The organism is Hydrogenophaga intermedia, from assembly GCF_000723405.1.
In the GTDB taxonomy this organism is placed as follows: domain Bacteria; phylum Pseudomonadota; class Gammaproteobacteria; order Burkholderiales; family Burkholderiaceae_C; genus Hydrogenophaga; species Hydrogenophaga intermedia.
On sequence record NZ_CCAE010000049.1, the window covers coordinates 1 to 25,595 of the forward strand.

The 25,595-nt window shown below is 67.2% G+C and carries 28 protein-coding genes; 10 read left to right on the forward strand and 18 right to left on the reverse strand.

Annotated features, from left to right (window positions below; all coding sequences use genetic code 11):
• Positions 1-31: 31 nt before the first annotated feature.
• From BN948_RS20365 to BN948_RS20400, 8 genes are all read right to left on the reverse strand, one after another.
• A complete protein-coding gene (locus BN948_RS20365) occupies positions 32-808 on the reverse strand; it encodes an ABC transporter permease (protein WP_009519513.1) in 777 nt (258 codons plus the stop codon).
• 24 nt (positions 809-832) lie between these two features.
• Entirely contained in the window at positions 833-1,897 is a 1,065-nt protein-coding gene (locus BN948_RS20370; protein ID WP_009519512.1) for a dihydrodipicolinate synthase family protein, read from the reverse strand.
• Between the two features lie 8 nt (positions 1,898-1,905).
• A complete protein-coding gene (locus tag BN948_RS20375; protein WP_009519511.1) occupies positions 1,906-2,754 on the reverse strand; it encodes a GNAT family N-acetyltransferase in 849 nt (282 codons plus the stop codon).
• Complete coding sequence (locus BN948_RS20380) at positions 2,741-3,820, reverse strand: NAD-dependent epimerase/dehydratase family protein (protein WP_009519510.1); 1,080 nt, start codon at positions 3,818-3,820, stop codon at positions 2,741-2,743. Before BN948_RS20380 ends, BN948_RS20375 begins: the two co-directional genes overlap by 14 nt.
• A 129-nt stretch (positions 3,821-3,949) precedes the next feature.
• Positions 3,950-4,600 (reverse strand): TetR/AcrR family transcriptional regulator, encoded by a 651-nt coding sequence (locus BN948_RS20385; RefSeq protein ID WP_009519509.1) that lies wholly within the window; start codon positions 4,598-4,600, stop codon positions 3,950-3,952.
• 77 nt (positions 4,601-4,677) lie between these two features.
• On the reverse strand, positions 4,678-5,382 hold the full coding sequence (locus tag BN948_RS20390; protein WP_009519508.1) for a hypothetical protein: 705 nt from the start codon (positions 5,380-5,382) through the stop codon (positions 4,678-4,680).
• Between the two features lie 130 nt (positions 5,383-5,512).
• Positions 5,513-5,911: a DoxX family protein gene (locus BN948_RS20395; RefSeq protein ID WP_009519507.1), complete on the reverse strand. Its 399-nt coding sequence runs from the start codon at positions 5,909-5,911 to the stop codon at positions 5,513-5,515.
• 83 nt (positions 5,912-5,994) lie between these two features.
• Positions 5,995-6,492: a hemerythrin domain-containing protein gene (locus tag BN948_RS20400; RefSeq protein WP_009519506.1), complete on the reverse strand. Its 498-nt coding sequence runs from the start codon at positions 6,490-6,492 to the stop codon at positions 5,995-5,997.
• Between the two features lie 129 nt (positions 6,493-6,621).
• On the opposite strand from BN948_RS20400, the gene BN948_RS20405 reads away from it, so the two are divergent.
• Positions 6,622-6,981, forward strand: coding sequence for a hypothetical protein (locus BN948_RS20405; RefSeq protein WP_009519505.1), 360 nt, complete (start codon positions 6,622-6,624; stop codon positions 6,979-6,981).
• 12 nt (positions 6,982-6,993) lie between these two features.
• Here BN948_RS20405 and BN948_RS20410 read toward each other — a convergent pair whose 3' ends face one another.
• Positions 6,994-7,296, reverse strand: coding sequence for a DUF3892 domain-containing protein (locus BN948_RS20410; protein ID WP_009519504.1), 303 nt, complete (start codon positions 7,294-7,296; stop codon positions 6,994-6,996).
• Between the two features lie 111 nt (positions 7,297-7,407).
• Here BN948_RS20410 and BN948_RS20415 point away from each other — a divergent pair, with 111 nt between their 5' ends.
• Genes BN948_RS20415 through BN948_RS20445 form a run of 7 tightly spaced genes read left to right on the forward strand, consistent with a single transcriptional unit; the run spans position 7,408 to position 16,461 of the window.
• The gene (locus BN948_RS20415; RefSeq protein WP_236953889.1) at positions 7,408-8,001 is read left to right on the forward strand and encodes a restriction endonuclease subunit S domain-containing protein; all 594 of its coding nucleotides are present in this window, start codon (positions 7,408-7,410) and stop codon (positions 7,999-8,001) included.
• Positions 7,998-9,509, forward strand: a complete 1,512-nt coding sequence (locus BN948_RS20420; protein ID WP_009519501.1) for a type I restriction-modification system subunit M — start codon at positions 7,998-8,000, stop codon at positions 9,507-9,509. The genes BN948_RS20415 and BN948_RS20420 overlap by 4 nt, the downstream gene beginning before the upstream one ends.
• Positions 9,502-10,551, forward strand: coding sequence for a virulence RhuM family protein (locus BN948_RS20425; protein ID WP_009519500.1), 1,050 nt, complete (start codon positions 9,502-9,504; stop codon positions 10,549-10,551). Before BN948_RS20420 ends, BN948_RS20425 begins: the two co-directional genes overlap by 8 nt.
• Entirely contained in the window at positions 10,502-11,818 is a 1,317-nt protein-coding gene (locus tag BN948_RS26305; RefSeq protein WP_081922011.1) for a restriction endonuclease subunit S, read from the forward strand. The genes BN948_RS20425 and BN948_RS26305 overlap by 50 nt, the downstream gene beginning before the upstream one ends.
• Positions 11,815-15,096: a type I restriction endonuclease subunit R gene (locus BN948_RS20435; protein WP_009519498.1), complete on the forward strand. Its 3,282-nt coding sequence runs from the start codon at positions 11,815-11,817 to the stop codon at positions 15,094-15,096. The genes BN948_RS26305 and BN948_RS20435 overlap by 4 nt, the downstream gene beginning before the upstream one ends.
• A gap of 1 nt (position 15,097) precedes the next feature.
• Positions 15,098-15,826 carry a M48 family metallopeptidase gene (locus BN948_RS20440; protein WP_009519497.1) on the forward strand — a complete coding sequence of 243 codons (729 nt, stop codon included), beginning with the start codon at positions 15,098-15,100 and terminating at the stop codon, positions 15,824-15,826.
• A 41-nt stretch (positions 15,827-15,867) separates the two neighbouring features.
• Positions 15,868-16,461, forward strand: a complete 594-nt coding sequence (locus BN948_RS20445) for a nucleotidyltransferase family protein (protein WP_009519495.1) — start codon at positions 15,868-15,870, stop codon at positions 16,459-16,461.
• Positions 16,462-16,476: 15 nt separating this feature from the next.
• On the opposite strand, the gene BN948_RS20450 is transcribed toward BN948_RS20445, so the two are convergent.
• Complete coding sequence (locus BN948_RS20450) at positions 16,477-16,878, reverse strand: VOC family protein (protein WP_009519494.1); 402 nt, start codon at positions 16,876-16,878, stop codon at positions 16,477-16,479.
• A 103-nt stretch (positions 16,879-16,981) separates the two neighbouring features.
• Between BN948_RS20450 and BN948_RS20455 the strand changes: the two genes are divergently transcribed.
• Positions 16,982-17,485 (forward strand): GNAT family N-acetyltransferase, encoded by a 504-nt coding sequence (locus BN948_RS20455; protein ID WP_009519493.1) that lies wholly within the window; start codon positions 16,982-16,984, stop codon positions 17,483-17,485.
• A gap of 9 nt (positions 17,486-17,494) precedes the next feature.
• Here BN948_RS20455 and BN948_RS20460 read toward each other — a convergent pair whose 3' ends face one another.
• The 7 genes from BN948_RS20460 to BN948_RS20490 all read right to left on the reverse strand — a co-directional run bounded on the left by BN948_RS20460 (position 17,495) and on the right by BN948_RS20490 (position 22,829).
• On the reverse strand, positions 17,495-18,415 hold the full coding sequence (locus BN948_RS20460; RefSeq protein ID WP_009519492.1) for a MurR/RpiR family transcriptional regulator: 921 nt from the start codon (positions 18,413-18,415) through the stop codon (positions 17,495-17,497).
• Positions 18,416-18,433: 18 nt separating this feature from the next.
• The gene (locus BN948_RS20465; RefSeq protein ID WP_009519491.1) at positions 18,434-19,468 is read right to left on the reverse strand and encodes a C45 family autoproteolytic acyltransferase/hydrolase; all 1,035 of its coding nucleotides are present in this window, start codon (positions 19,466-19,468) and stop codon (positions 18,434-18,436) included.
• Positions 19,469-19,476: 8 nt separating this feature from the next.
• Entirely contained in the window at positions 19,477-20,205 is a 729-nt protein-coding gene (gene glnQ / locus BN948_RS20470) for a glutamine ABC transporter ATP-binding protein GlnQ (RefSeq protein ID WP_009519490.1), read from the reverse strand.
• Positions 20,202-20,858, reverse strand: coding sequence for a glutamine ABC transporter permease GlnP (gene glnP, locus BN948_RS20475; RefSeq protein WP_009519489.1), 657 nt, complete (start codon positions 20,856-20,858; stop codon positions 20,202-20,204). The genes glnQ and glnP overlap by 4 nt, the downstream gene beginning before the upstream one ends.
• Positions 20,859-20,882: 24 nt before the next feature.
• The gene (glnH, locus tag BN948_RS20480; RefSeq protein WP_009519487.1) at positions 20,883-21,638 is read right to left on the reverse strand and encodes a glutamine ABC transporter substrate-binding protein GlnH; all 756 of its coding nucleotides are present in this window, start codon (positions 21,636-21,638) and stop codon (positions 20,883-20,885) included.
• A 169-nt stretch (positions 21,639-21,807) separates the two neighbouring features.
• The gene (locus BN948_RS20485; protein WP_009519486.1) at positions 21,808-22,389 is read right to left on the reverse strand and encodes a flavin reductase family protein; all 582 of its coding nucleotides are present in this window, start codon (positions 22,387-22,389) and stop codon (positions 21,808-21,810) included.
• Positions 22,386-22,829 (reverse strand): VOC family protein, encoded by a 444-nt coding sequence (locus tag BN948_RS20490; RefSeq protein ID WP_035623520.1) that lies wholly within the window; start codon positions 22,827-22,829, stop codon positions 22,386-22,388. Before BN948_RS20490 ends, BN948_RS20485 begins: the two co-directional genes overlap by 4 nt.
• A 135-nt stretch (positions 22,830-22,964) precedes the next feature.
• Here BN948_RS20490 and BN948_RS20495 point away from each other — a divergent pair, with 135 nt between their 5' ends.
• Positions 22,965-23,837: a LysR family transcriptional regulator gene (locus tag BN948_RS20495; protein ID WP_009519484.1), complete on the forward strand. Its 873-nt coding sequence runs from the start codon at positions 22,965-22,967 to the stop codon at positions 23,835-23,837.
• Here BN948_RS20495 and BN948_RS20500 read toward each other — a convergent pair whose 3' ends face one another.
• Entirely contained in the window at positions 23,838-25,532 is a 1,695-nt protein-coding gene (locus BN948_RS20500; protein ID WP_009519483.1) for an AMP-binding protein, read from the reverse strand. It lies immediately after the preceding gene.
• Positions 25,533-25,595: the final 63 nt, after the last annotated feature.

Consider the following 25,595-nt stretch of genomic DNA (forward strand, 5'->3'; position numbering starts at 1 on the left):
GGGTGGGGGGTCGGACGGGGCGGACGGGAAATCAGCGCGGCGCCTCTTCGGCCCAGGGCGCGAGCAGGCGGGAGAGCAGGGCCACCAGGCCGTAGAGCAGCAAGCCCAGCACCGAGATCCACACCAGCGCGGCGAAGGCGGCCGGCGTGTTCATGCTGCTCTGCGTGGTGATGATCACGTAGCCCAGGCCCTTCTGCGAGGCCACGAACTCGCCCACCACCGCGCCCACCACGGCCGAGGTGGCGGTGACCTTGAGCGCGCTCAGGATGTAGGGGTAGGCGTTGGGAATGCGGATCTTCATGAACACCTTCCACTTGGGCGCGCTGAACACGCGGCCCAGGTCCACCATGTCCTGGTCGATCTGCGTGAGGCCCACGGCGGTGTTGATGACCACGGGGAAGAAGCCGATGAGCGCGCCGATCAGCATGTTGGGCAGGATGCCGTAGCCCAGCCACATGAGGAACAGCGGCGCGATGGCCACCTTGGGCAGCGTGTTCACGAACACCAGGAAGGGCGTGAGCGCGCGCGAGATGCCCTGCGACCACGCGATGGCCATGCCCAGCGCCACACCGGCCACGCCGGCGATCACGAAGGCGCCGAGGATTTCGACGCCGGTGATCCAGGTGTGCGCGAGCCAGGGGATCTCGTCACTGAACATGGCCTGCCACACGGCACGCGGGCCGGGCAGCAGGTACTCGCGGATGTCGAACAGGGTGACCGCGAGTTGCCACAGCAGGACGAAGCCCACGAACAGGCCCACGGCGGGCAGGTAGTGGACGGTCCAGCGCAGGAGCTTGTTCTGGGTCATGGTGGGTTCCTTGTGACGCAAGGCTCAGGCCAGCCAGCGGGCCAGCCCGTCGGCCACGAAGGCGTCGTCGGCCAGGTCACCGTGCTGCGCATACACGCGGTCGATTTCCTCCTTCTGCCCGGGGCTTAGGCCCTCGTTGGGGTCCAGGCACCAGGTGCCTTCGAGCAGCCCCTGGCGGCGCAGCACCTCGTGGCAGCCGGCAATGCAGCCGTGAAAGTTGTTGGCGACGTCGAAGAAGGCGCTGTTGCAGTCGGTGACGCGGCTGTCGAGCGCGAGCATCTCGGCGCTCACCGACGGGCCGCTGGCCGCCTCTTGGCATTGCCGCAGCAGGCGCACCGCGCCCGAGGTCCAGACGGACCAGTGACCGAGCAGGCCACCATGGAAGCGCACCGTCACGGGCTGGCCGTCGCGCATCACGGTGAACGGCGTGAGCAGGTCCAGCACGATGTGGTCGTCGTTGCCGGTGTAGAGCGTCACGCGGTCCTCGGCGCGCGCCGCGACAACGCCGCGCACCACGTCGAGCGTGCGGTAGCGGTGGAAGGGCGCGACCTTGATCGCGACCACGTTGGGGATGGCGGCGAAGCGGGCCCAGAACGCGGCGCTCAAGTCCATGCCACCGACGGCGGGCTGCAGGTAGAAACCGATCAGCGGGATCTCTTGCGACACGGCCTCGCAGTGCGCGATCAGCGCGTCTTCGCTCTCGCCCTTCATGGCGGCCAGGCTCAGCAAGCCGGCGTGGTAGCCCAGGCCCAGGGCCAGGCGCGCTTCGGCCGCGGCCTGTTCGGTGCGGCCGCACACGCCGGCCACCATGGCGAGCTCGCGGCCGGGGGCCACCCAGTCGCGCGCGGTGTCGATGGCCAGGCGCAGCACCTCTTCATACAGGCCGACCTCGCGGATGGCGAACTGCGTGGTGTGCACGCCCACGGCCAGGCCGCCGGCACCGGCGTCCAGGTAGTAGCGGCTGAGCGCGCGCTGGCGGCGCACGTCGAGCTGGCGCTGCGCGTTGAGCGCGAGTGGGTGCGCGGGAATGGCCAGGCCGCGCTGCAGCAGCGCGCGGGCGTGTTGGATGTGGGTGGGGCTCAGGCTCATGGGGGATCTCAACCAAATTCGGGGCCGGCCACGACGAACAACCGGTCATGGACGCAAGCGATGGGGGCCGCACCGAGCGCCATGCGCGCGAAGCTGCGCTGGCGGGCGAAGCCGTTCTGTTCCAGCCAGGCCGTCAACACGGTCCAGCGATCGGGCACGTCGAGGAACACGGGGCCGCCGAGGTCCGCGAACGTGGCCTGCAGCAGCGACAGCGCCGAGGCCTCGTCGGCGGCCACGAGCGGGCCCACTTGCGTGGCGCGGCGGCCCTGGCGGGCCAGCACGAAACCGGTGCCGTCCGCCGCCAGGCGGGCTCGCGTGCCGGGGCGTCGCAGAAAGTCCGCCAACAGGGCGGCGCGCTCGCAGCCGTTGGCCAGGGTGTCGAGGCGTGTGATGGCGTCGGCGTCGGCGGCGCTCGCGGTCTGCATCGCGGGCGCGTTGTTCAGCGTGCCCTCCCAGCGCGACAGCGCAAAGCCGGCGTCGAAGCCCAGCTTGGCGTAGGCCGGTTGCCCGGCGGGCGTGGCGTCCAGCACCGGCGTGGCGCCCAAGGCGCGCAGGTGAGCGATGCAGTGCCCCATCAGCGAGGTGGCCAGGCCCTGGTGGCGCCACTCGGCGGCCACCAGCACCATGGAGATCCAGCCGATGCCACCGCCCACACTGCCGCCATAGGGAAGGGCCGCGGCGGTGGCGACCAGGCGCCCGTCGTCCGCGGTGCGCAGGCCAAAGACGCGGCCCTGGCGCACGAAGAAGCGCCAGTCCTCAGCGGTCTGGTTCCAGCCCGCCGCGTCCGACAGCGCCAGGCCGTCCGGCGCATCGTCCGGACCCAGCACCACCAGGGTCAGGGCCTCAGAAGGCGCCATCCCTGACCTCGAACTTGGTCGGCTTGTTGAAGGCGGGCTGTTCGCGCTTCACCCAGTCGGCCACCCAGTCGAGCATGGCGCCCAGCGGCACCAGCGGGTAGCCGAACAGGCGGCAGGCCAGCGTGGCGTCCGACAGCAGGGCGGTGCTCGCCTCCTGGCCCACCACCTTGGCCGGCACGCCCAGGCGCAGCGCGAACTGTTCGACGAGCCAGCGCACCGACAGGGTCTCGGGTCCCGTGCAGTTGATCGGCGTGGCCGGGGTGGTGCAGTGGCGCAGGCTGCGCAGCACCTGCGCATTGGCGTCGCCCTGCCAGATCACGTTCACGTGGCCCATGGTCACGTCCACGGCCTCGCCGCGGTGCACCTTGGAGGCCAGGTCGTAGAGCACGCCGTAGCGCATGTCGATGGCGTAGTTGAGGCGGAAGATGCGCCCCGGCGTGCCGTGCTGGCCCGAGAAGTACTCGAACATGCGCTCGCGGCCAATGCAGGACTGCGCGTACTCGCCCAGTGGCGCGGGCGGCGTGCTCTCGCTGGCGCCCTGGCGGCCCACGGTGGTGAGCGGGTAGATGTTGCCGGTGGAGAAGCCCACGATGCGCGAGCTGCGGAAGGTGTCGGCCACCAGGGCCGGCACGTGCGTGTTCATGGCCCAGGTGAGGGCCTGGTTGTCCTTGGCGCCGAACTTGTGGCCGGCGGCGAAGACGATGTTGGGCACGCGCGGCAGGGCCTCGATGGACGCGCGGTCCAGCAGGTTGGCGGTGATGGTCTCGATGCCCCAGGCCTCCAGGCGCTCGCGCACTTCGGGGTCGCTGAAGCGGGCGACGCCGATCACGCGCTTGTGCGGCGCGGCGTTCTTGGCCAGGCGCGCGAGCGTGGGGCCCATCTTGCCGGCCACGCCGAGGATCATGAGGTCGCCGTCCACCTGCGCGAGGTCGTCGATGAGGGCCTGGCTGGGCCGCGACAGGAATTCCTCCAGCGCCTCGACGGACTCGAAGCGCTCGGGCAGGTGGGCCGGATCCAGCACGGTGACGCGGCTGCGCCCCGAGGCCCCGGATGGCTGACTTGGCATGAAATCGCCCCTTTTCTCAAACTCGATGGAATGAGCATAGGGGCGTGACAACACGGCGTCAACCGTTTGGTTGAAATGTGGGATCGGGGTATTCGAGCATGGACGTCCGGCCGCCGGATGGCGGCGGATTCATCCGACGCGCAGTCCGGCCATGGCGAAGGCCACCACGTGCGCGCGGTAGGCCTGTACCGCCGCCTCGGACTGCAGGTCGCGATCGAAGATGGACGCCAGCGTGAGGCGGTTGGAGAAGAAGAAGTACGACATGCCCGCGACCGAGATGTACAACTCCACCGGGTCGATGCCGCGGCGGAACACCTTGGCCCGGATGCCGCGCGCCAGGGTCTTGGCGATCAGATCGATCAGGGGCGAGTTGGTGTCGCGGATGGCGCTGGAGTCGCGCACGTGCGGGGCGCCCTGCGCGTTCTCGTGATTGAGCAGACCGATGAAGTCGGGGTGTTGCGCCAGGTAGTCGAAGGAGAAGCCGATGAGGGCGGCCATGGCCTCTTCGGGCTTCAAGTCGCCCAGCTTGAGGCTGCGCTCCTGCGTGCGGATCTCGGTGTAGACCACCTCGAGCGCTGTGCGGTACAGGTCTTCCTTGCTACCGAAATAGTAGTAGAGGAGTTGCTTGTTGACACCGGCCCGAGCCGCGATCTCGTTGACGCGCGCGCCGGTGAGACCCTTGGCGGAGAACTCGGCGCGGGCCGCCGCGAGGATGGCCGCGCGGGCGGCGCTGCTGTCGGCATCGGGGTGGGTGGTGGCGGCGGCGCGGCGTGGGGGCATCGTGGGTGGGCGGCGGCGATTCGGTGCGCGGCATTATCTGCCTCGACTCTTGCGGCCGGCATCACCCGGCTGCACTGTCATTCGGACACATCGCCCTTCGGCGTCGTTGACCGGGTGATCGGCAGGAATCGCAGTGAAACGGTGGCCCTTGTGGCCCGTGCCTGCCGCGGCGGGCCGCCGATGCCCGCCTGCACCAGATCGGTCACGATGTCCGGCGCCGCATGAAGCGGCGCACCGGACGGCGCTGGACCATCAGCGGTCGGGATGGCGTCGAGGTCGTCGGTCGAAGCCATCAACTCGCACGCCGAGTGGACTTGTTCCAGAAGGTCCACGCCCTCATGGTCCTGCCGCGCTTGCCGATCTCGCTCGAGCGCGGCGACCAACACCGTCAACTGGTTGAACAAGGTGTCCGTCCACACGACGCCGTGTGTCGTCGCGTACGGGTCGGCGAGGCTTCCACTCAAGTTCTGCGCCGCCTGGCTTACGTCCAACGGCACATGGACCAGGCCGGACAGCATGCCCTGCATCAGCAGGAGAAACCGGCCCGCTTCCTCCGGGCATGGGGCGTCCAGCACATGCAAGAAGTGGCGTCCAACGTCGGATACATAGGCGTCCTCGGGGCGGCCCGTCTTGTTTACCAAGACCAGCAAATGACCGCGTTTGACACCTTTGAGCCAATCCAGCATCTCGCCGGGTGTGGGCCCGTTGGCAATGTGGTTGCGGCGCCGCAGGTCGTCGGCCTTTTTCTGGTTGACGCCTGAAAGCGAGGAGGACTTGAACATGGAGGGGGCGCGGCGCCTGTGAAATGACGATGGTCATAACGTGGGCACCAGCCCTTGCCGGGTTCCGTCCGGCAGGGTGCGCGTGATGCTTGCTTGACAACTTCGGCCGCGCGGCGGCCAATGCCCGCGCTCAGCGCTGCGGGCCGAGCCGGTGCGTGAACGCGACCACCAGCGCACTGATGAGGAAGAACGCCTGCAACTCCAGGCGCCAGCCGCCGGAGTTGGTCACGTCCAGGAAATGGCCCGAATGCGCCAGCACCAGCGCCACCACCATGTTGAGGAAGATCACCAGCGCGGCAGGCACCACCCAGAAACCCACCAGCAGCATCAGCGGCGCCACCACTTCGCCCAGGTACACCGCGTAGCCCAGGAAGCCCGGCAGGCCGTGCGCGCTGACCATGCCCACGATGCCGCCCACGCCGTTGGTGATCTTGGCCCAGCCGTGGAACAGCATGAGGATGGCCAGGGTCCAGCGCAACAGCAGCACGCCGAAGCGGGGTTGGTCGAAGAGGGCGTTGAGAGCGTTCATGAGAGGAGAAGAAGAACCGTCGACAGTGACAAGGGGGCAGAGCATGCCACGGCCCGCCGGGTTCCCTTACTGTCATCGGCCCCTCAGCCGCCGGCCATCACCACCGCGCCATCACGGTCCACGGCCAGGCTCTTGTAGGCCTGCGCGTAGTGCTGGCGCATGTGCACCAGGTCCTTGAGGTAGCTGCGGCCCAAGGTGCGCTTGTCCGCATCGCTGATGAGCTTGCCCGCCACCTGGAAGAACTTGCGCTCCTCTTCGCGCAGGTGGTGGTGCACCTTGTGGCTCAGGCGCTTGGCCGTCTCCAGCCAATCCGCCGTGCGTTTGTCCGGCACGCTCAAGTCCTCGCACAGTTCCTCGATGGTGTGGTGCTCGGCCAGGGCGTGGCGCGAAGAACTCAGGCCGGGGTTGGTCATGAGCATCGGCACGTACAGAAAGCGCTCCTCGGCGGCGGCGTGGGCTTCGAGCTCGACCTTGAGCATGAGGAAGACGGCGTCGCGCTCGGCGGGTTTGACGCGCACCAGACGCCGGCACAGGCTTCGTTGCAGTTCGTGGCTCTCTCGCAGGGCTTCGAAGATGTTCATGCGTGGGGACGGAAGTTCATGGGCCCTTGATCATGTGCGCGTCACCGCGCCCGCCCGCGTCGGACCCGTCCGACCCGGCCGTCGGCTCACACGCCGTGACGCCGCGCGCCGATTCCGACATGATTCGGCATGGACGACGCATCCCAGATCCACATTCCCGAGAGCTTCATACGGCTCCACGCACGGCCGAACCAGCCCCGGCCCGCCCAACTCGCCGAGCGCATCGCCCGCCGCTTCGAGGTGTGCGACGACATGGCCACCGCCCTCGTCACCCGCGCTCAGGAGGTGCAGTTCAAGCTCGGCATCACCGAGGCCGACGTCATCGACAAGGTGCTCGACGGCCTGCTGGAACTGGCGGGCGAGGATGCCGACAGCGTGCTCTCTCCGCCCGAGGCGCGCTGGGTGGTGTGCCACATGGCCGAGCAGCTGGGGTGGGCGGAACACCTGAGCCCCGAGCTGCGGGCCATGGCGGGCGGGCTGCTGCAGTAGGCGCCGACGCCCTTACCCCACCAGTTCGCAGGTGCGCCCGCATTCGGGCAGCGCCAGGAGGTGGTCCGTCCAGCCGCCGGCGCGCTGCGTGCGCAGGTAGGGCGGGTGGCCCGTCTCGCGCACCACGCGGATGTAGCAGCGCTCACCGCTGGCCTTGTCGAGCGTGTAATACGCCTCCGCCCCCGACTCCACCTGCCGGATCACCGATTCGCGCGTGAGGCGCCAGTGGTTGGCGATGTGGCCCACGGGGGTGAGCTGCTCATGCCCACCCGAACGGCTGAGGCGCGTGACGCAGTTGACTTCGAACTCTCGCATGCCTTCTCCCTGGAATTTGTGCATCATCCAATTTGATGTGTGCATGCTTTCAGCTTACTTGTTGAATGCCGAACCCGCAAGCAGAATTTCACGTCATTCGACTTGATGCAAATGATTTCATCATTAAAACGGCTCGCCGACGTGCGTGCGGGCCACCCGTTCCGGGGCAGCGTGCCCCTCGTCGATGGCGGCAACACCCAGGTCATTCAGATGCGCGACGTCTCACCCGACGGCACCGTGGCCTGGGCCAACCTGGCGCGCACACACATCGCAGCCAAGCGCTCGCCCGACTGGCTGCGGGACGGTGACGTGCTGTTCGTTGCGCGGGGCGCGCGCAACTACGCCGTGTGCCTGAGCCAGGCGCCGCCCGGCGCCGTGTGCTCCCAGTACTTCTACGTGCTGCGCTGCAAGGGCGAGGGTGTGCTGCCCGAGTACCTGGCCTGGCACATCAACCGCGCACCCAGCCAACGCTACCTGCGCAACAACGCCGAAGGCTCCGACCAGCTCAGCATCCGCCGCGCGGTGCTGGAGGACCTGCCTGTGGCCGTGCCCGACCTGGCGCGGCAACGACTGCTGGTGGACCTGGCCGCCGCAGCGGTGCAGGAACGCCGGCGTTTGGAAGACTTGATCCACAACCGCGAGCGAGAGCTCGACCTTCTCGCACAGCAACTGCTTTCGCCGGACGAATCCGGCGCCATCCCATGAACCACGCCCCCATCCACCAGGACACCATCAACACCGCCATCTGGTCGGCCTGCGACACCTTTCGCGGCACGGTGGACCCGAGCATCTACAAGGACTACGTCCTGACGATGCTGTTCCTGAAATACATCTCTGACATCTGGCAGGACCACTACGAGCGCTACCAGGCCCAGCACGGCGACCACCCCGAGCTCATCCAGGAGCTGCTGCGCACCGAGCGCTTCGTGCTGCCACCCGACGCCGGCTTTCAGGCCCTGTACGACGCGCGGCACCAGCCCGGCAACGGCGAACGCATCGACAAAGCGCTGCACGCCATCGAGGAGGCCAACCTCACCAAGCTGCGCGACGTCTTCCAGGACATCAGCTTCAACTCCAACAAACTCGGCGACGAAGCGCAGAAGAACGACATCCTGCGCCACCTGCTGGAGGACTTCGCCAAGCCCGAGCTGAACCTGCGCGAGAGCCGCATCGGCAACCTCGACGTCATCGGCAACGCCTACGAATTCCTCATCAAGAACTTCGCCTCCACCAGCGGCAAGAAGGCCGGAGAGTTCTACACGCCGCCCGAGGTGTCGCAGCTCATGGCGCGGCTGATGGTCCCGCAGCCCGACGACGACATCTGCGACCCCACCTGTGGCTCGGGCTCCCTGCTCATGAAGTGCGCGCAGCTCATCCGCGCCAGCACCGGGGCGCGCCGCTACGCGCTCTATGGGCAAGAGGCCATCGGCAGCACCTGGGCACTGGCCAAGATGAACATGTTCCTGCACGCGGAAGACAACCACCGCATCGAGTGGGGCGACACTCTGCGCAACCCCAAGCTGCTGGACGACAAGGGCGGGCTTCGGCACTTCGACATCGTGGTGGCCAACCCACCGTTCTCGCTGGAGAAATGGGGCCACGAAGCCGCGGCCACTGACCCGCACAAACGCTTCCGCCGCGGCGTGCCGCCGCGCACCAAGGCCGACTACGCCTTCATCCTGCACATGGTGGAGACCATGAAACCCCGCACCGGCCGCATGGCCGTGGTGGTGCCGCACGGCGTGCTGTTCCGCGGCGCGGCCGAAGGCAAGATCCGGCAGAAGCTCATCGAAGAGAACCTGCTGGACGTGGTGATCGGCCTGCCCGAGAAGCTGTTCTACGGCACGGGCATTCCGGCCGCCATCCTGCTGCTGCGCAAACGCAAGGCCGACGACAAGGTGCTCTTCATCGACGCCAGCCGCGACTACCAGGACGGCAAGAACCAGAACGTGCTGCGCGCGCAGGACATGGAGCGCGTGGAGCAGGCCGTGCGCGAACGGCGTGATGTCGCCAGATACGCTCACCTAGCCACCCGTGAAGAAATTGCCAGCAACGAGTTCAACCTCAACATCCCGCGCTACGTGGACACCTTCGAGGAAACCGAAGCCATCGACCTCAAGGCGGTGTGGGAGGAGCGGATGAAGCTCAAGACCGAACTGCTGGCGGTGGAGGAGAAGATGGCCACCTATCTGAAGGAACTGGGCTATGAATAAACCGGCATCGCGTACGGAGCTTGTGCTCTACGCCACCGAGGACGGCACGGCCCAGTTCTTCCTGCGAGCGGAAGATGGCTCGGTTTGGTTGAGCCAGGTCGAGTTGGCAGAGCTGTTTCAGACATCGGTGCCGAACATCAACATTCACATCAAGAATGTGCTCGAAGAAGGGGAGTTGACCGAAGTTCGAACTGTTAAAGAGGACTTAATGGTTCGAACCGAGGGCGTCCGTCAGGTGCGCCGCACAGTGAAGCTCTACAGCCTGGACATGATCCTGGCCATCGGCTACCGAGTGAAGTCGCCGCGTGGCACGCAGTTCCGGCAATGGGCCACCACGCACCTGAGGGAGTACCTCATCAAAGGCTTCGTCATGGACGACGAACGCCTGAAGGACGGTAGCCGCTGGGACTACTTCGACGAGCTGCTGCAGCGCATCCGCGACATACGGTCGTCAGAGAAGCGCTTCTATCAAAAGGTGCGCGATCTGTTCGCCCTATCGGTGGACTATGCGGACGACGGCCATGCCACGGGCTTGTTCTTTGCCGAGGTGCAAAACAAGATGTTCTTCGCGGTGACGGGCCACACCGCGGCCGAACTGATCGTGCGGCGGGCCGATCCCGAGCAGCCGAATATGGCGCTCACGTCCTGGAAGGGTGGCCGCGTCCGCAAGGCCGACGTGACCGTGGCCAAGAACTACCTCACTGCAGACGAGCTCGACCAGCTCAACCGGATCGTCGGCATGACCCTGGATTTTGCGGAGCTAAGGGCCAAGCAGCGCCAGAACCTGCGCATGGCCGACTGGCGGTCATACGTCGACAAGTTTTTGACATTCAACGAACAGCCCATCCTGCAAGGCAACGGACGCATGAGCCACGAGGCCATGACGACCATTGCGCATGAACGCTATGAGCAGTTCGATGCAACGCGGCGCAAGGCGGAAGCGCTTGAGGCAGATCGCGCGGAACTTCAAGAGCTGGAGACGATTGAGAGGCATGCCAGCGATCGTCGAAAAACAAGCAAAGGAGGAGCGGATGCTTCCTGAAGGTTGGTCCGTCGAACGTTTGGGCAACGTTGTGACCATTGGGTCCGGACAAGTTGACCCCCGAGAAGAACCCTACTCGTCAATGTTGCATGTCGGTGCTGAAGACATCGAATCAGGCACCGGTCGGCTGCTGCAGCCACAGACTTGCTCCGAACTCGGCTTGATTTCTGGCAAGTATGAGTTCGATGAGCATGCCGTCATCTACTCAAAAATCCGCCCCCATCTGAACAAAGTTTGTTTCCCCGGTGCCCGCGGAGTATGCAGCGCCGATGCGTACCCGCTGTGGCCGAAGCCGAATGTGCTCTTGCCGAAGTACCTAAAGTACGTTCTTCTCTCGCCTGATTTTGTGAAGTACGCAGTCTCGTGCTCCATGCGAACAGGAATGCCAAAAATCAACCGAGAAGATCTACTTGCATCTTCGATACCGATCCCTTCAATAAGGGAACAGGAAGAAATAGCAACGATTCTTGAGCACTGGGATATTGCGATCTCCAGCACCGAACGCCTCCTCGCCAACCGCTTCGCGCAAAAGTTGGCTCTTCTGGCGAAATTTGGAATGCCAGTCCCCAAACCAGGGAGAGGCCGCGCATCTGGGGGCGCATATCCGCCATCCGTACAGCCGGGCGTTCCCAAGCTCCCGCCCACACCATCGGATTGGCGTAAGACCACCTTGGCACAACACCTTACTGAGGTTGTTCGCCCCGCCGCACTGATTGACCAAGAGTCGTACACCCTCGTCACCGTGCGTCGCTCTAGGGGTGGCGTAGACAAACGCAGTGTGCTGCTGGGTTCGCAAATCAAGACTCCCACGCAGTTCTACGTCAAGAGCGGCGACTTCCTGATCTCCAAACGCCAGATCGTCCATGGGGCTTGCGGCATCGTCCCGGAACATCTGGACGGAGCCGTCGTGTCGAATGAGTACGCCGTGCTCAACACCGACGACCGTCTCGACGCGCGCTTCCTCGCCTATCTGGCGGAGACGACGTATTTCCAACAGACCTGCTTCCACTCGAGCATCGGTGTGCACATCGAGAAGATGCTGTTCAACTTGGATCGTTGGTTAAGTTGGCCGTTCAACATCCCTCCCCTCGAAGTTCAACTACGCATTGTTGAGCAGTTGGACGCTGCATCGAAAGAAATTCGCCTGGCAGAGCGACAGGTTGAGCTACTCAAGACCGAGAAGCAAGCCCTCATGGCCGATCTGCTCACCGGCAAGCGCCGCGTCCGCACTGCAGCAAAGCCAGCACAAGCACAGGAGCCCGCATGACCACCGCCCCCCAGCTTCGCGAGCAGTACAGCGCCCACCTCCCCGCGCTGCACCTGCTCGCCAACCTGGGGTGGCACTTCCTGCCAACGGCCGAGGCCCTCACCCTGCGTGGCAGCACGCGCGAGGTGATCCTCAAGCCCCGGCTGATCGAAGTCCTGCAGACCCGCCGCTTCGACTACAAGGGCGAAACCTTCCCGCTCTCGCCCAGCGGCATCGACCAGATCGTGCGCCAGGTGCAGGCCCTGAGCCTGGCCGAAGGCCTGCTGCCTGCCAACGAGCGGCTGTACCAGATGCTCACGCTGGGCATCACGGTCACCGAGTTCATGCCCGACGGCAAGAGGCACCAGCCGACGATTGCGCTGATCGATTGGCACGACGGGGGCGCCAACCGCTGGGACGTGACGGAAGAGCTGCAGGTGCTCTCCACCCACGGCACGCACCACCGTAGCCCCGACGTGGTGGCCTACGTGAACGGCCTGCCGCTGGTGGTGATCGAGGCCAAGCGGCCCGATGCGGTGCGCGCGGACCAGGCGATGGTGAACGAGGGCATCAGCCAGCACTTGCGCAACCAGCGGCCGGACGAGATTCCGCAGCTCTTCGCCTATGCGCAGTTGCTGTTGTCGGTGAGCTTCACCGAGGGCCGCTACGGCACCACGCACACACCGCTGAAGTTCTGGGCGCGTTGGCGCGAGGAGGCGTTTTCCGATGCGCAGTTGAGCGAGTGGAAGAACCGCCCGCTGCCGCCCGACGTGCAGGCGGCCTTGCTCCAGGGCAAGCCCGCGAAACTGCGCGCCCACTTCGAGCAACTGTGGGCACAGCCCATGCTGCCCACCGACCAGGACCGCCTGCTGGCCGCCTTACTGCAGCCCGACCGCCTGCTGGAGTTCCTGCGCCTGTTCGTGCTGTTCGACCGCAAGGCGGGCAAGGTGGTGGCGCGCTACCAGCAGTTCTTCGGCATCCGCGCGCTGCTGGCGCGCATTGGCCAGCGCAAGCCCGACGGCGCGCGCGAGGGCGGCGTGGTGTGGCACACCACGGGCTCGGGCAAGAGCTTCACCATGGTGTTTCTCACCAAGGCGCTGGTGCTGCACCCAGGTACGCAGGCCTGCCGCGTGCTGGTGGTGACGGATCGTCTGGACCTGGAAGACCAGCTTGCGCGCAACTTCATGAACAGTGGCGCGTTCGGCTCGGCCGTGGCCACGCGCAAGGACGGCGAGAAGGCCAAGGTGGGCACAGGGCGTGAGTTGGCCCGGCGCATCGGCAAGGGCAGCGAGCGCATTGTCTTCACGCTGATCCACAAGTTCGCCACGGCGTCGAAACTGGCCGATTGCTACAACCCCTCGGCCGATCTGATCGTGCTGGTGGACGAGGGCCACCGCAGCCACGGCGGCGAGACGCATGAGCGCATGCGCAAGGCCTTGCCGCGCGCAGCCTACGTGGCGTTCACCGGCACACCGCTGCTCAAGAGCGAGAAGACGGCCAACAAGTTCGGGCCCATCGTGCACGCCTACACCATGCAGCGCGCGGTGGAAGACGGGGCCGTGGCGCCGCTGTTGTACGAGGAGCGCGTGCCCGAGCTGACGATCAGCGAAGAGGCCGTGAACCGCTGGTTCGACCGCATCACCGCCGGCCTGAGCCCGGAGCAGGCGGCCGACCTCAAGCGCAAGTTCGCCCACAAGCGGGTGGTGTACGGCGCGGCCAATCGCCTCGAACTCATTGCCTGGGACATTGCGCAGCATTTCAATGAGCACTTCAAGAAGCCCGGGTTGGGCTTGAAGGGGCAGGTGGCCACGGCCAGCAAGCTGGACGCGATCCGCTACCAGCGGTACCTGGACGACACGGGCCTGGTCAGCAGCGCCGTCGTCATGTCTGCACCCGACAGCCGCGAGGGCAACACCGAGGTGGACGAAGGCCGTTTGCCGGAGGTGCAGAAGTGGTGGAACACCCACGTGGGCCACCAGGCCGACACCTACGAGGAACAGGTGCTTCAGGCGTTCGGCGGCGACGGGGACCCTGATCTGTTGATCGTGGTCGACAGGCTGCTCACGGGTTTCGACGAGCCGCGCAACGCGGTGCTCTACATCGACAAACCTTTGAAGGAACACAACCTGATTCAGGCGGTGGCGCGCGTGAACCGCCTGCACGAGGCCAAGCGCTATGGGGTGCTGGTGGACTACCGCGGCATCCTGGGCGAGCTGGACACCGCCGTGCGGGCCTATCAGGACCTTGAGGCACGCACGCAAGGCGGCTACGAACTGGCCGACATCGAAGGCCTGTACCGCTCGATCGACACCGAGTACAAACGCCTGCCGGGCCTGCACGAGGCCTTGTGGGCGGTCTTCGCCGAGGTCAAGAACCGCCGCGACCCGGAAGCCTTCCGGCAGGTGCTGGTGCCGCGCCATGCGGTGGACGAGGACGGCCAGTCGTACGACGCGCGCCAGAAGGTGCGCGATGACTTCTACGCCGCGCTTACCGCCTTTGGCTTGTGTCTGCAAACGGCGCTGTCGTCGCGCAGCTTCTTCGAGGACCACAGCTTCTCTGAGGCGGACGTGCGGGCCTGGAAGGACGATCTGGCCTTCTTTACCGGCCTGCGCACGATCGCCCGACGGGATGCGCTGGAATCGGTGGACTACAGCGCGTACGAGGAACAGATTCGCCGCATGGTGGACAAGCAAGTGATCGGCAACCAGGTGCGCGAGCCGGAGGGCGTCTATGTGGTGCACAAGCTGGGGCAACTGGAAGCGGCCGAGAACTGGAGCGATGAGAAGACGCGCAACGAGACGGACATGATCCGCACGCGGTTGAAAAGGACCATCGAGCAGGATCTGGCCGACGATCCGTACGCGCAGCAGGTGTTCTCGGAGCTCCTCAGGCAGGCAATCGCGCAGGCCGAGGCCATGTTCGACCACCCGCTGAAGCAGTACGCCTTGTTCAGGGAGTTCGAGGACCAAGTAAGTTCGCGACAGGTGACGGGCATCCCGGATCACCTGGAAGACAAGCCCAGCGCACGCGCTTACTACGGTATTTGTCGCCTGGTCCTGGGTGAAGAAAATTTCCGCAAGGCTGACCAAGACGCGCTCGCGCAGCAGGCCACGGACATCGACGAGGTGGTCCGGCAGGCGGTGGCCGAGCACTCCCTGAACCCGCAGAACATCGAGGCCGCCATCCGGCAGGCACTGTTGCCCAGGCTCTTCGAGCTGATGGGCCTGGATAAGGCCAGGGAAGCCATCGACCAGGTGATACAGGTCACCCGCGTGGGCCTGGCCCGAGGAGGGCAGTAGCGTGGCGCGGTACTCCGTGGCCTACGGCGATCAGCGCATCGGCTTCGCGCTGCGGCGACAACCGCGCCTGAAGGGCCGCGTCGCTATCCATGTCATGCCTGACGGCGGGGTGATGGTGGACGCGCCGGAAGGCAGTGAACTGCAGGACGTCAAACAGGCGGTGCGCCAGCGCGCGGCCTGGGTGTGGCGGGAGCTGCAAGCGCAGCGCGCGCGGCAGCGCCACGTGCTGCCGCGGGAGTACGTGAGCGGGGAGACGCACTTCTACCTGGGGCGGCGGTACCTGCTGAAGGTGCTGGCGACCCAGCGAGCCAACGCCGGTGCGCGCTTGTGGCGAGGACGACTGGAGGTGACGACACCGGAGTCAAGCGCCCATGCCGTGCGTCACCTGTTGAACGCGTGGTACCGGGAACGCGCAACGGCGGTGTTCGAGCAGGCGCTGGTCAACATGGCAGCGCGTATGAGGCTACCCCAGCCCTTGCCGCCCTGGCGCCTGCTAAGCATGCGCACCCAATGGGGCAGTTGCTCTCCCAAGGGGGCACTGTTATTGAATCCCGATTTGATCAAGGCACCGAAGGCCTGCGTCGAATACGTGGTGGCTCACGAGCTGTGCCACTTGAAGGAGCACAACCACAGCGAGCGGTTCTATCGCCTGCTCGGCGCGGCCTTGCCAGACTGGGAGCGGCGCAAGCAGGAGTTGGATGGCTTGGCGGAACTGGTGCTGAATCGCTAAAGCCCGCCCCCCGCGCTCGTCGTCAACGCCATCCTCCCTCGATGAACATTGCCGCTTCGGACGAACATCGCTTCGTCGCCCAGGTCCTCGCCAACCCCATCAACCACGCGATCCTCATCGCGTGGCCGCAACTGGCTCTGCCGGATGGCTGGCTCGTTGCCGGCTGCCTGTTCCAGACCGTGTGGAACCTCAGTAGCGGGCGGCCTGCGGAGGAAGGCATCAAGGACTACGACATCTTCTATTTCGATGGAGATGACTTGTCCGAAGCCGCCGAGGCTGCGGTGCAGGCCCGCGTGGACCGGGCGCTGGGCCACCTGGGCGTGAACATCGAAGTGAAGAATCAAGCCCGCGTGCACCTCTGGTACCCGGAACACTTTGGCCACCCGTACCCGCGCCTGCGACGCACCCAGGACGGGATCGACCGCTTCCTGGTCCCCGCCACCTGCGTGGCTGTGCGCCCCGCCAAAGGGAGCGTCGAGGTCTATGCACCCCACGGGTTGGACGGTCTGTACGCGGGCGTGCTCACGCCCAACCCGCTGACGGACCACCGAGATCTCTTCCGCGCCAAGGCCGCTTCCTACCAGACGCGCTGGCCCTGGCTGCGGATCGAGGAAGCGGCGACCGGTGCCCGCTGAACGCAAGGCGCGGCCTCACATCGCGATCTCGCCCCCCGGCGCCAGATCCTCGTGCAGGCACAGGTAGTTCCCCTCCGGGTCCTTGAACCACGCGGCCTTCTCCGCGCCCAGCACACACACGTGGTCGACCGTCTTGAAGTCGGGGAAGTCGTAGTCCTCGAACACCACGCCGGTGCGCTTCAGACTGTCGATGGTGGCGGCGATGTCCGCCACCTGGAAGCTGATGGCGGTGTGTTCGGCCTTGGTGCCCTCGGGCTTCGGGAACAGCGCCAGCGTGCTGCCGCCCACGCGGTAGACGAACTTGCCGTCCGGTCGCAAGCCACCGGGCACCAAGCCCAGGCGCTTCTCGTAGAACTCACGCGCCCGCGCCATGTCGATGACCGGGAGCATGGTGGTAACCGTCGCATTGGCCAACATACGCACTCCTTTCGCCGGGTTCAGGGGCGCTGCGCCGCAGGAGCCGCCGGGCTCGTGGAGCCAGCACGCCAGCATAGGCCTGTCGGCGCGGACAATCCAGCCCATGCAGCTGCGCCCCGAACAACCCCCCGACGCCCCCGCCATCGGCTCGCTCATCGCCAAGGCCTTCGCCGACAACCCCCACAGCGGCGGCACCGAGCCCGCCATCGTGCGCGAACTGCGAGCGGCGGGCGCGCTCACCATCTCGCTGGTGGCGGTGGATGAGACCGGCCACGTCGTCGGCCACATCGCCTTCTCGCCGGAGAGCATCGCCGGGGGCGGGGGGCGCTGGTATGGCCTGGGCCCGATCTCGGTGCTGCCGGCGCTGCAAGGCACGGGCATCGGCGGCAGCTTGATGACCGATGGCCTGGCCCGCCTGAAAGCCCTGGGCGCCGAAGGCTGCGTGGTGCTGGGCGAGCCCGCCTACTACGGGCGTTGGGGCTTCGCGGTGCGCGAAGGCCTGGTCTACCCCGGCGTGCCGCCCGAGTACTTCATGGCCCTGGCCTTCGACGGCGGGGTGCCACGCGGCGAGGTGGCGTACCACGCGGCGTTCGCGGCCACCACTTGAGCCGGCAACTCAACCCGTCTCGATTCCCAGTTCGGCGATGAACCCCTCGCGCCGCGCCAGCGCCTGCAGGGCCTTGTCACCCAGCTCGCGCGCCACCAGGTTGATCAGGCCTTCGCAGAACACCACGTAGGCGCCGATGCTGTTGCTGATGAAGCTGCTGTCGTGCGGGATGAAGAAGGCGTGCCGCGCGGGCGGCGCCAGGGGCGAGGCGCGGGTGTCGGTGATGGCGATGACGTGCACGCCGGCGTCGGCCGCCGCGCGAGCCACGTCGGCCACCATGCGGGTGTAGGGTGCCACGCTGCTGACGATGAGCGCGTCGCCACGCGACATCTGGGCCAGGCTTTCGGCCACGCCCAGGCCGGGCCCGTCGGCCAGCGAGACCTCGGCGCGCAGCATGCCCAGACCGTACGTGAGGAAACTGGCGATGGAGTGCATCTGCCGCAGGCCCAGGATGCGCACGTGCGGCGCTCGCGCCAGCAGGCGCGCGGCCTTGGCGAGTTCGGCCTCGTCGAGCTGGCCGAGGAAGGCGTCCACATTGCGGATCGATTCCTGAGCCAGTTTGGCGACCACGCCGCGCGCGGTGCGCGGGCTCTCGGCCGAGGCGTCTTCGAGCAGGCGGTGAGCCTGCTGGGTGTAGAAGTGCGGCCCGCCCTGCATGGCGTGTTCGCGGAACACGGCCTGGAAGTCGGCGAAGCCGGCGAAGCCCAGGCGCGTGGCCAGGCGGGTGAGCGTGGACGGGTTGACGCCCATGCGATCGCCCAGCTCGGTGATGGTGCTGAGCGCCACGTCCTTGGGTTGCTCGACGAGCCGCGCCAGCACGGCAAGCGCCTTGCCGCCAAGCGAGACGCTGGCGTCGCCGCGGTTGATGGCCACGACCAGGGCCCGCAGTTCGTCCACGGTGCTGGCCACGGGCGGTGCGGGTTTGGGCATGGGGGCGGTGTGCGACGGCTACAGGCGGAGGGCGTCGCGCATCCTAAACGAGGTTTCGCGGCGGCCGCCCGTGCGCACCACCCAGTCCACGTGCGCCGCGCCCAGTTCGAAGCTGGCCGTGGCCATGGTGTTCTCGTGGTCGCTGTCGTCGGCGCGGTCGCGGTAGATGGGGTAGCGCGCATCGCCCTGGTCGAAGAGGATGTCCAGCGGGTCGATGGCCTCGCCTTCGTGCTGGCGCAACAGGTCCTCGCCACGCAACTGGCGGTGGCCGGACGAGCCGGTGACGATCTGCGGCCGGTTCGCCATGGCGGCGTGCACCATGTGGTTGGCGTGCACCGCGGGCCGCTCCACGGTCTGCACCGAGAGCACGGCGTCGCTGAACTCCACGCTGGTGATGCAAGGCAGGCCGGCCTGCGCGAGCGTGAGGTGAAAGCCCCCCGCGCGCGGCATGGCGCCCAACTGCTCCAGCGCCGCGTCCACGCCGGCGGCGTCGAGCAGCGCGCGCGTGACCACCATGCGCGGCAGGCCCAGACCTACCTCCAATGTGCGCAGGTTGTTCACCGTCATCACCAAGCCCGACGCCGTGGCGGCAAAGGTGTGGCCGGGCAGGGATCCCGGGTAGACGAACGAGGCGAAGCGCGCGCCGCCGGTGACGGCGATCTGCGCGATGGCGCAGTGGCCGAGGAAGGCCGGGTCGCCGTCTTCGTTGTGGGCCACCACGGGCGTGGCGTCGGGCGCGGTGGCAGGCAACTGCACGGTGGTGCAGCCATCGGGCGCCATGGCCCAGACGTCGCCACGGCAGTTCCACAGGAACACGTCCTCGGCGGGCAGGCCCAGGCCGGCGGCCAGACCTTGCAGCTCTTGCCATATGGCGGGCTGGCGCGCGCGCACGAGTTCGGCCATGGCGGCCACCGCGGCGTGGCCCCGCCAGCGCATCACCGTCGCCCAGGCGGGCGAACGGGCGGCGTAGCCTTGCAGGGCGGCCGCGCCGAAGCGGCCCAGGGCCTGGCCCACCTCGAACGGGGAGCCTTCGAGTTGCAGGTAAGCGAGCATGCGATTCGCTATTCGACGTGCTGCAGGAAGTCGCGCAGCCGGGGATTGCTGGGGTGGGCGATGAGTTCGGCCGGCGGGCCGTCCACGGCGATGTGGCCGTGCTCCATGAAGATGAGCCGGGTGCCCACCTGGCGCGCAAAGGCGATCTCGTGCGTGACCACGATCATGGTCATGCCTTCTTCAGCCAGCGCCTGCATCACGCGCAGCACCTCCTGGCGCAGCTCGGGGTCGAGCGCGGAGGTGGGCTCATCGAACAACATGAGTTTGGGCTTGACGGCCAGGGCGCGCGCGATGGCCACGCGCTGCTGCTGCCCGCCCGAGAGTTCGCTGGGGAAATGCTGCTCACGTTCAGCCAGGCCCACCTTCTTCAGCAGCGCCCGCGCTTCCTGCTCGGCCTGCGCGCGCGGCGTGCCGCGCACCTGGCGCGGGCCGAAGGCCACGTTCTGCAGCGCGGTCATCTGAGGAAACAGGTTGAACTGCTGGAACACCATGCCAGCCTCCTGCCGGATCTCGCGCACGGTGGACGGACCACCGCGCACGCTGCGGCCGTCGACGACGAGGTCGCCGCCGTCGATGGTCTCGAGCGCGTTGATGCAACGCAGCAGCGTGGACTTGCCCGAGCCCGAGGGCCCGATGAGCACCACCACCTCGCCGGTACCGATGCTGAGGTCGACGCCGTCGAGCACCACGGTGGCTCCGAAGCGCTTGCTGACCTTCCGGAATTCGACCATGTTCATAGGATGCGCATCCGTTTTTCCACCGTGCGCAGGGCAAAGGTGAGCGCGCCGATCATGCAGAGGTAGATCACCGCCACGGCGCTCCAGATTTCCACCGCGCGGAAGTTGGCGGCCATGATTTCCTGGCCCTGGCGCGTGAGCTCGCCCACGCCGATGACGATGAACAGCGAGGTGTCCTTCAGGCTGACGATGAACTGGTTGCCCAAGGGCGGCGTCATGCGCCGGAAGGCCACCGGCCCCACGACGAAGGCCAGCACGCGCCACAGCGGCATGCCCAGCGCCAGCCCCGCCTCGCGCAGGCCCTTGGGCACCGAGAGGAAGGCGCCGCGAACGATCTCCGCGATGTAGGCGCCCGAGTTGACGACGATGGAGACGATGGCCGCCGTCAACGGGTCCACGCGAATGTCGGCGATGACGGGCAGGGCGAAGTAGATGAACATGACCTGCACCACGATGGGCGTGCCGCGGACCAGTTCGATGTAGAGGAAGCCCAGGGTGTCGAGCAGGCGGTTGCCGTAGGCCCGCATGAGGCCGAAGACCAGCCCCACCACCGTGCCACCCAACAGGCCCACCACGGTGATGAGCACCGTGAGCTTGGCGCCCTGCAGCAGCGCCGGAATGGCCTTGACGATGACCGAGACGTCGAAATCCATGGTGGGGTTCGCGCGCTCGGGCGTTCAGGGCTTGGGCGGCTCGGTGCCGAACCACTTCTTGTAGATCGCGTTGTAGCGGCCGTCGGCCTTGATCTTCGCCAGCGCGGTGTTCACCTTGGGCACGAGCGGGCTGCCCTTGGGAAAGCCGATGCCGTACTGGTGCGCCATCATCTGCGTGCCCACCACCTTCACCTTGCCCTTGCCCGCCGTGTTGGCGAAGTACAGGACGTTGGGCGTGTCGTGCATGGCCGCGTCCACGCGGCCGGTCATGAGCTCGAGGTAGGCGTTGTCGATGTTGGGGAACTGGCGCAGCTCGGTGCCCTGGAAGTTGGCCTTGGCGTAGTCGGCGGCCGAGGTGCCGGTCTTGATGGCGAGCTGTTTGCCCTTGAGGTCGGCCGCGCCGTTGATCTTGCTGTTGGCCGGCACCAGCAGCATGAAGCCGCTGTCGTAATAGCCGTCGGAGAAGTCGATGACCTTCTTGCGCTCGTCCTTGATGGTGATGCCGGCCAGCGCCACGTCCACGTTCTTCGTCTGCAGCGCGGGCAGGATGCCATTGAAGTCCATGGGCTGCAGGCGGTAGCTCAGGCCCAGCTCTTTGGCGACGGCGTCCCACAGGTCGATGTCGAAGCCCACGTACTTGTCGCCTTCCTTGAACTCGAAGGGCACGAAGGCGGTGTCGGTGGCGACCACCAGCGGCTGGGACTGTGCGATGGCGGCGCTGCCGCTCACGGTCGCGCACAAGGCGGCGACCGCCAACAGGACTCGGCGAAGGGTGTTCATGCGGTGATCCTCGTGAAAGGTGGGACGCGCATCAAAGTGGGGTTCTCGATGCACCAAGTCGATGCACTTGAAATTTGCAAGACCATCGATGGCGCAAATCTACTTGCATTGCCGGACGAATGCAAGCGCCGCGTGCAAGGACACGCGGCGTGAAACGGGGTTCGGAGGGTTAGAGCGCCTGGGCCTGCACGGCGCCAGCCGAGCGCACGAAGAGACCCGCGCCCAAGTGATGGATGGTCTGCAGGTCGGCGTTGTCTTCGTCGAACAGCCAATGCCCGTTGGCGAAGATGCGCGGGTCGGCGGCGGCGGCCACGACCTCGGCGAAGCAGGTGTCGTAGGCGTCTTCGGTGTGGCGCTCGGGAATCAGGCGGCATTCGAGCCAGGCGGCGCAGCCCCGCTCGACAAGGGGCATGCCGAGCACCGGGCCGGTGACGGCCTCGATGCCGTAGCGCTCGAACTTGTCGCCATCGCGCCCGCTGCGCTGGCCCACGCTGTAGGTGAGATCGGCCAGCGCGAGGCCGGGCAGGCACAGACCGAAGGCGCCGCTGGCGCTGACGAGTTCGCGCGTGAAGGTGCTCTTGTCGATCACCACGGCGATGCGCGGCGGCGTGAACTCCACCGGCATGGACCAGGCAGCCGCCATCAGGTTGCGCCGCCCGCCGTGCGCGCTGGTCACCAGCACGGTGGGGCCGTGGTTGATGAGGCGGCTGGCGTGCTCGAGCCGCACGGGCTCGAAGCGGCTGGGGCTCACTTGGCGAAGAGCTTATTGATGTCGCCGAAGGCCTTGACCTCGATGGCGTTGCCCGAGGGGTCGAGGAAGAACATGGTGGCCTGCTCGCCGGGCTGGCCCTTGAAGCGGATGTAGGGCTCGATGACGAACTTTGTGCCCAGGGCCTTGAGGCGCTCGGCCATGGCCTCCCAGTCGGCCAGGGGCAGCACGATGCCGAAGTGGCGCACGGGCACGCCGTGGCCGTCCACGGCATTGACGGCCGCGCCGCCGCAGGCCTCGGGCGCCAGGTGGGCCACGATCTGGTGGCCGTAGAAGTTGAAGTCGATCCACTCGGGCGAGCTGCGGCCCTCGGGGCAGCCCAGGGTCTCACCGTAGAAGCGGCGAGCGGCGTCCAGGTCGTGCACCGGGAAGGCCAGGTGGAAGGGCGACATGGGCGCGGGGTTGGTGGTGGGCGCGCGCATGGTGGGCGCGGGGGCGATGGTGTCGGTGCTCATGACGGGTGCTCGTGGGTGGAAGGGGAAAGCCGCGATGCTAGGCCCTGATAAGCCAAAAGAAAATCAATCCTTTTTTAAGCCGAGCACAAGTATCCTTTGTGCATGATTCCCGAGCTCAAGACCTTCGTCGCCGTGGCCCGCGAGGGCACCTTCGCCGCGGCTGGCCAGCGCATCGGGCTGACGCAGGCGGCCGTGAGCGCGCAGATGAAGCGGCTGGAGGAGGAACTGGGCTTCACCCTGTTCGACCGCACGGGCCGCTCGGCCCGGCTGAACCGGCGCGGCCAGCAGACGCTGGCGCAGGCGCAGGAACTGATCCAGCTCTACGGCCAGCTCGGCTCGCGCCAGCGCGCCAAGGGGCAGGCGGTGTTCGTGAGCCTGGGCGCCATCGCCTCGGTGCAGCAGGCCGTGCTGCCACAGGCGCTGGTGAAGTTCCACCGCCAGTGGCCGGGCAGCCGCACGCGCGTGGTGCCCGGTGTGTCCACCACGCTGCTCAACGCGGTGGACGCGGGCGAACTCGACGCGGCGCTGATCATCCGGCCACCGTTCGCGCTGCACAGCGACCTGCGCTGGACACCGCTGGCGCGCGAGCCCTTCCGCCTGCTGGTGCCGCGCGGCGCGCCCGCGGGCGACTGGCGCGAACTGCTCACGGGCCTGCCCTTCATCCGCTACGACCGCAGCTCCTTCGGCGGCCGGCAGGTGGACCGCTTCCTTCGGGCCAACGGCCTGGCGGTGCGGGAGGTGTGCGAGCTCGACGAGCAAGAGGCCATCGTGCGCCTGGTGGCGGCGGGCCTGGGCGCGGCCCTGCTGCCGCAGACCACCGACCGGCGCCGCTGGCCGGCGGGCGTGCGCGCGCTGGACCTGGGCGCGCACACCTTTCACCGCGACATCGGCCTCGTGCACCGGGCCGACTTGCCCGAGGCCATGCAGGGCTTGGCCAACCTCATTGCCGAGGCCTGTGGCACGCGGCTGGCGTGATCAGGCTGTCAATGCGGCCTTCAGTCCCAGCTTCTTCGTCATCTGCTCGCGCAGCACGAACTTCTGGATCTTGCCTGTGATGGTCATGGGCAAGGCCTCGACGAACTCGAAGTAGGCCGGCACCTTGTAATGCGCGATCTGGCCCTGCGCGAAGGCGCGCAGCTCGTCGGCCGTGCAGCGCAGGCCGGGCTTGACCACGATGCAGGCGCACAGCACCTCGCCGTACTTCGCATCGGGCACGCCCACCACCTGAACGTCCTGCACCTTGGGGTGGCGGTAGTAGAACTCTTCCACCTCGCGCGGGTACACGTTCTCGCCACCACGGATCACCATGTCCTTCAAGCGGCCCACGATGTTGACGAAACCTTCGTCGTCCATGGTGGCCAGGTCGCCGGTGTGCATCCAGCCCTCGGCGTCAATGGCCTCGGCCGTTTTCTCCGCATCGCCCCAGTAGCCCTGCATCACCGAATACCCGCGCGTGCAGAACTCCCCCACGGTGCCGCGCGGCACGGTGCGGCCATCGGCGTCGACGATCTTGATCTCCAGGTGCGGCTGTACGCGGCCCACGGTGGACACGCGCCGCTCCAGCGGGTCGTCCACCGCGCTCTGGGTGGAGACGGGCGAGGTCTCGGTCATGCCGTAGGCGATGGTGACCTCGCCCATGTTCATCTGACTCTGCACGCGCTTCATCACCTCGATGGGGCAGGGCGAGCCGGCCATGATGCCGGTGCGCAGCGTGCGCAGGTCGGTGCTGGCGAAGTCGGGGTGGTCGAGCGCGGCGATGAACATGGTGGGCACGCCGTAGAGCGCGGTGCAGCGCTCGGCCTGCACGGTGCGCAGCACGGCGGCGGAGTCAAAGGCCTCGCTGGGGTAGACCATGGTGCTGCCGTGGGTGACGCAGGCCAGGTTGCCCATGACCATGCCGAAGCAGTGGTACAGCGGCACGGGAATGCACAGCCGGTCGGCCGGCGTGAGGCGGATGGCCTCGCCCACGAAGAAGCCGTTGTTGAGGATGTTGCGGTGCGTGAGCGTGGCGCCCTTGGGGTGGCCGGTGGTGCCGCTGGTGAACTGGATATTGATCGGGTCGCGCGCCTTCAGGCGCGGGCCGATGGCGGCGAGCCGCTCGCGCGCGGCCGGCGTGGCACGCGCGCTCACGTCGGCGAAGTTGAGCATGCCCGGCGTGCGCTCCTCGCCCAGGCGAACCACCCAGCGCAGCTCGGGCAGCGCCACGGCCTGCAACTGGCCGGGCTCGCAGTGGTCCAGTTCGGGCGCGACGCCGCGCAGGATGGCGAGGTAGTCGCTGGTCTTGAGCGCGGGCGCCAGCACCAGGGCGCAGCAGGCCACCTTGTGCAGGGCGTAGGCCAGCTCGCTGGCACGGTAGGCGGGGTTGATGTTGACCAGGATGAGTCCGGCGCGCGCGGTGGCGAACTGGGTCAGCGTCCAGGCACTGCAGTTGGGCGCCCAGATGCCCACGCGGTCGCCCGGCTGCAGGCCCATGGCCAGCAGGCCGGCGGCCAGCTCGTCGGCGCGCTCGCGCAGTTCGGCCCAGGTCCAGCGCACGCCTTCGCTCGGGATCACCAGCGCCTCGCGGTTGGCGTGTTCGCGCGCGGTGGCGTCCAGCGCGGCGCCGATGGTGTCTTCGCGCAGGGGTGGCTGCGTGGGGCCGCGGGCCAGCGATTCGGTGGGGGTGTTCATGGGGTTCTCCAGCGCGGGTTGGCATGTTCGCGCCGGCGCGGCGACACCGCACCCTCGGGCAAT

Bases quoted from the DNA above. Each gene is read 5' to 3' on its own strand.
- BN948_RS20365 (WP_009519513.1), bottom strand. From the start codon at position 808: ATGACCCAGAACAAGCTCCTGCGCTGGACCGTCCACTACCTGCCCGCC.
- BN948_RS20370 (WP_009519512.1), bottom strand. From the start codon at position 1,897: ATGAGCCTGAGCCCCACCCACATCCAACACGCCCGCGCGCTGCTGCAG.
- BN948_RS20375 (WP_009519511.1), bottom strand. From the start codon at position 2,754: ATGGCGCCTTCTGAGGCCCTGACCCTGGTGGTGCTGGGTCCGGACGAT.
- BN948_RS20380 (WP_009519510.1), bottom strand. From the start codon at position 3,820: ATGCCAAGTCAGCCATCCGGGGCCTCGGGGCGCAGCCGCGTCACCGTG.
- BN948_RS20385 (WP_009519509.1), bottom strand. From the start codon at position 4,600: ATGCCCCCACGCCGCGCCGCCGCCACCACCCACCCCGATGCCGACAGC.
- BN948_RS20390 (WP_009519508.1), bottom strand. From the start codon at position 5,382: ATGTTCAAGTCCTCCTCGCTTTCAGGCGTCAACCAGAAAAAGGCCGAC.
- BN948_RS20395 (WP_009519507.1), bottom strand. From the start codon at position 5,911: ATGAACGCTCTCAACGCCCTCTTCGACCAACCCCGCTTCGGCGTGCTG.
- BN948_RS20400 (WP_009519506.1), bottom strand. From the start codon at position 6,492: ATGAACATCTTCGAAGCCCTGCGAGAGAGCCACGAACTGCAACGAAGC.
- BN948_RS20405 (WP_009519505.1), top strand. From the start codon at position 6,622: ATGGACGACGCATCCCAGATCCACATTCCCGAGAGCTTCATACGGCTC.
- BN948_RS20410 (WP_009519504.1), bottom strand. From the start codon at position 7,296: ATGCGAGAGTTCGAAGTCAACTGCGTCACGCGCCTCAGCCGTTCGGGT.
- BN948_RS20415 (WP_236953889.1), top strand. From the start codon at position 7,408: ATGATTTCATCATTAAAACGGCTCGCCGACGTGCGTGCGGGCCACCCG.
- BN948_RS20420 (WP_009519501.1), top strand. From the start codon at position 7,998: ATGAACCACGCCCCCATCCACCAGGACACCATCAACACCGCCATCTGG.
- BN948_RS20425 (WP_009519500.1), top strand. From the start codon at position 9,502: ATGAATAAACCGGCATCGCGTACGGAGCTTGTGCTCTACGCCACCGAG.
- BN948_RS26305 (WP_081922011.1), top strand. From the start codon at position 10,502: ATGCCAGCGATCGTCGAAAAACAAGCAAAGGAGGAGCGGATGCTTCCT.
- BN948_RS20435 (WP_009519498.1), top strand. From the start codon at position 11,815: ATGACCACCGCCCCCCAGCTTCGCGAGCAGTACAGCGCCCACCTCCCC.
- BN948_RS20445 (WP_009519495.1), top strand. From the start codon at position 15,868: ATGAACATTGCCGCTTCGGACGAACATCGCTTCGTCGCCCAGGTCCTC.
- BN948_RS20450 (WP_009519494.1), bottom strand. From the start codon at position 16,878: ATGTTGGCCAATGCGACGGTTACCACCATGCTCCCGGTCATCGACATG.
- BN948_RS20455 (WP_009519493.1), top strand. From the start codon at position 16,982: ATGCAGCTGCGCCCCGAACAACCCCCCGACGCCCCCGCCATCGGCTCG.
- BN948_RS20460 (WP_009519492.1), bottom strand. From the start codon at position 18,415: ATGCCCAAACCCGCACCGCCCGTGGCCAGCACCGTGGACGAACTGCGG.
- BN948_RS20465 (WP_009519491.1), bottom strand. From the start codon at position 19,468: ATGCTCGCTTACCTGCAACTCGAAGGCTCCCCGTTCGAGGTGGGCCAG.
- glnQ (WP_009519490.1), bottom strand. From the start codon at position 20,205: ATGAACATGGTCGAATTCCGGAAGGTCAGCAAGCGCTTCGGAGCCACC.
- glnP (WP_009519489.1), bottom strand. From the start codon at position 20,858: ATGGATTTCGACGTCTCGGTCATCGTCAAGGCCATTCCGGCGCTGCTG.
- glnH (WP_009519487.1), bottom strand. From the start codon at position 21,638: ATGAACACCCTTCGCCGAGTCCTGTTGGCGGTCGCCGCCTTGTGCGCG.
- BN948_RS20490 (WP_035623520.1), bottom strand. From the start codon at position 22,829: ATGCGCGCGCCCACCACCAACCCCGCGCCCATGTCGCCCTTCCACCTG.
- BN948_RS20495 (WP_009519484.1), top strand. From the start codon at position 22,965: ATGATTCCCGAGCTCAAGACCTTCGTCGCCGTGGCCCGCGAGGGCACC.
- BN948_RS20500 (WP_009519483.1), bottom strand. From the start codon at position 25,532: ATGAACACCCCCACCGAATCGCTGGCCCGCGGCCCCACGCAGCCACCC.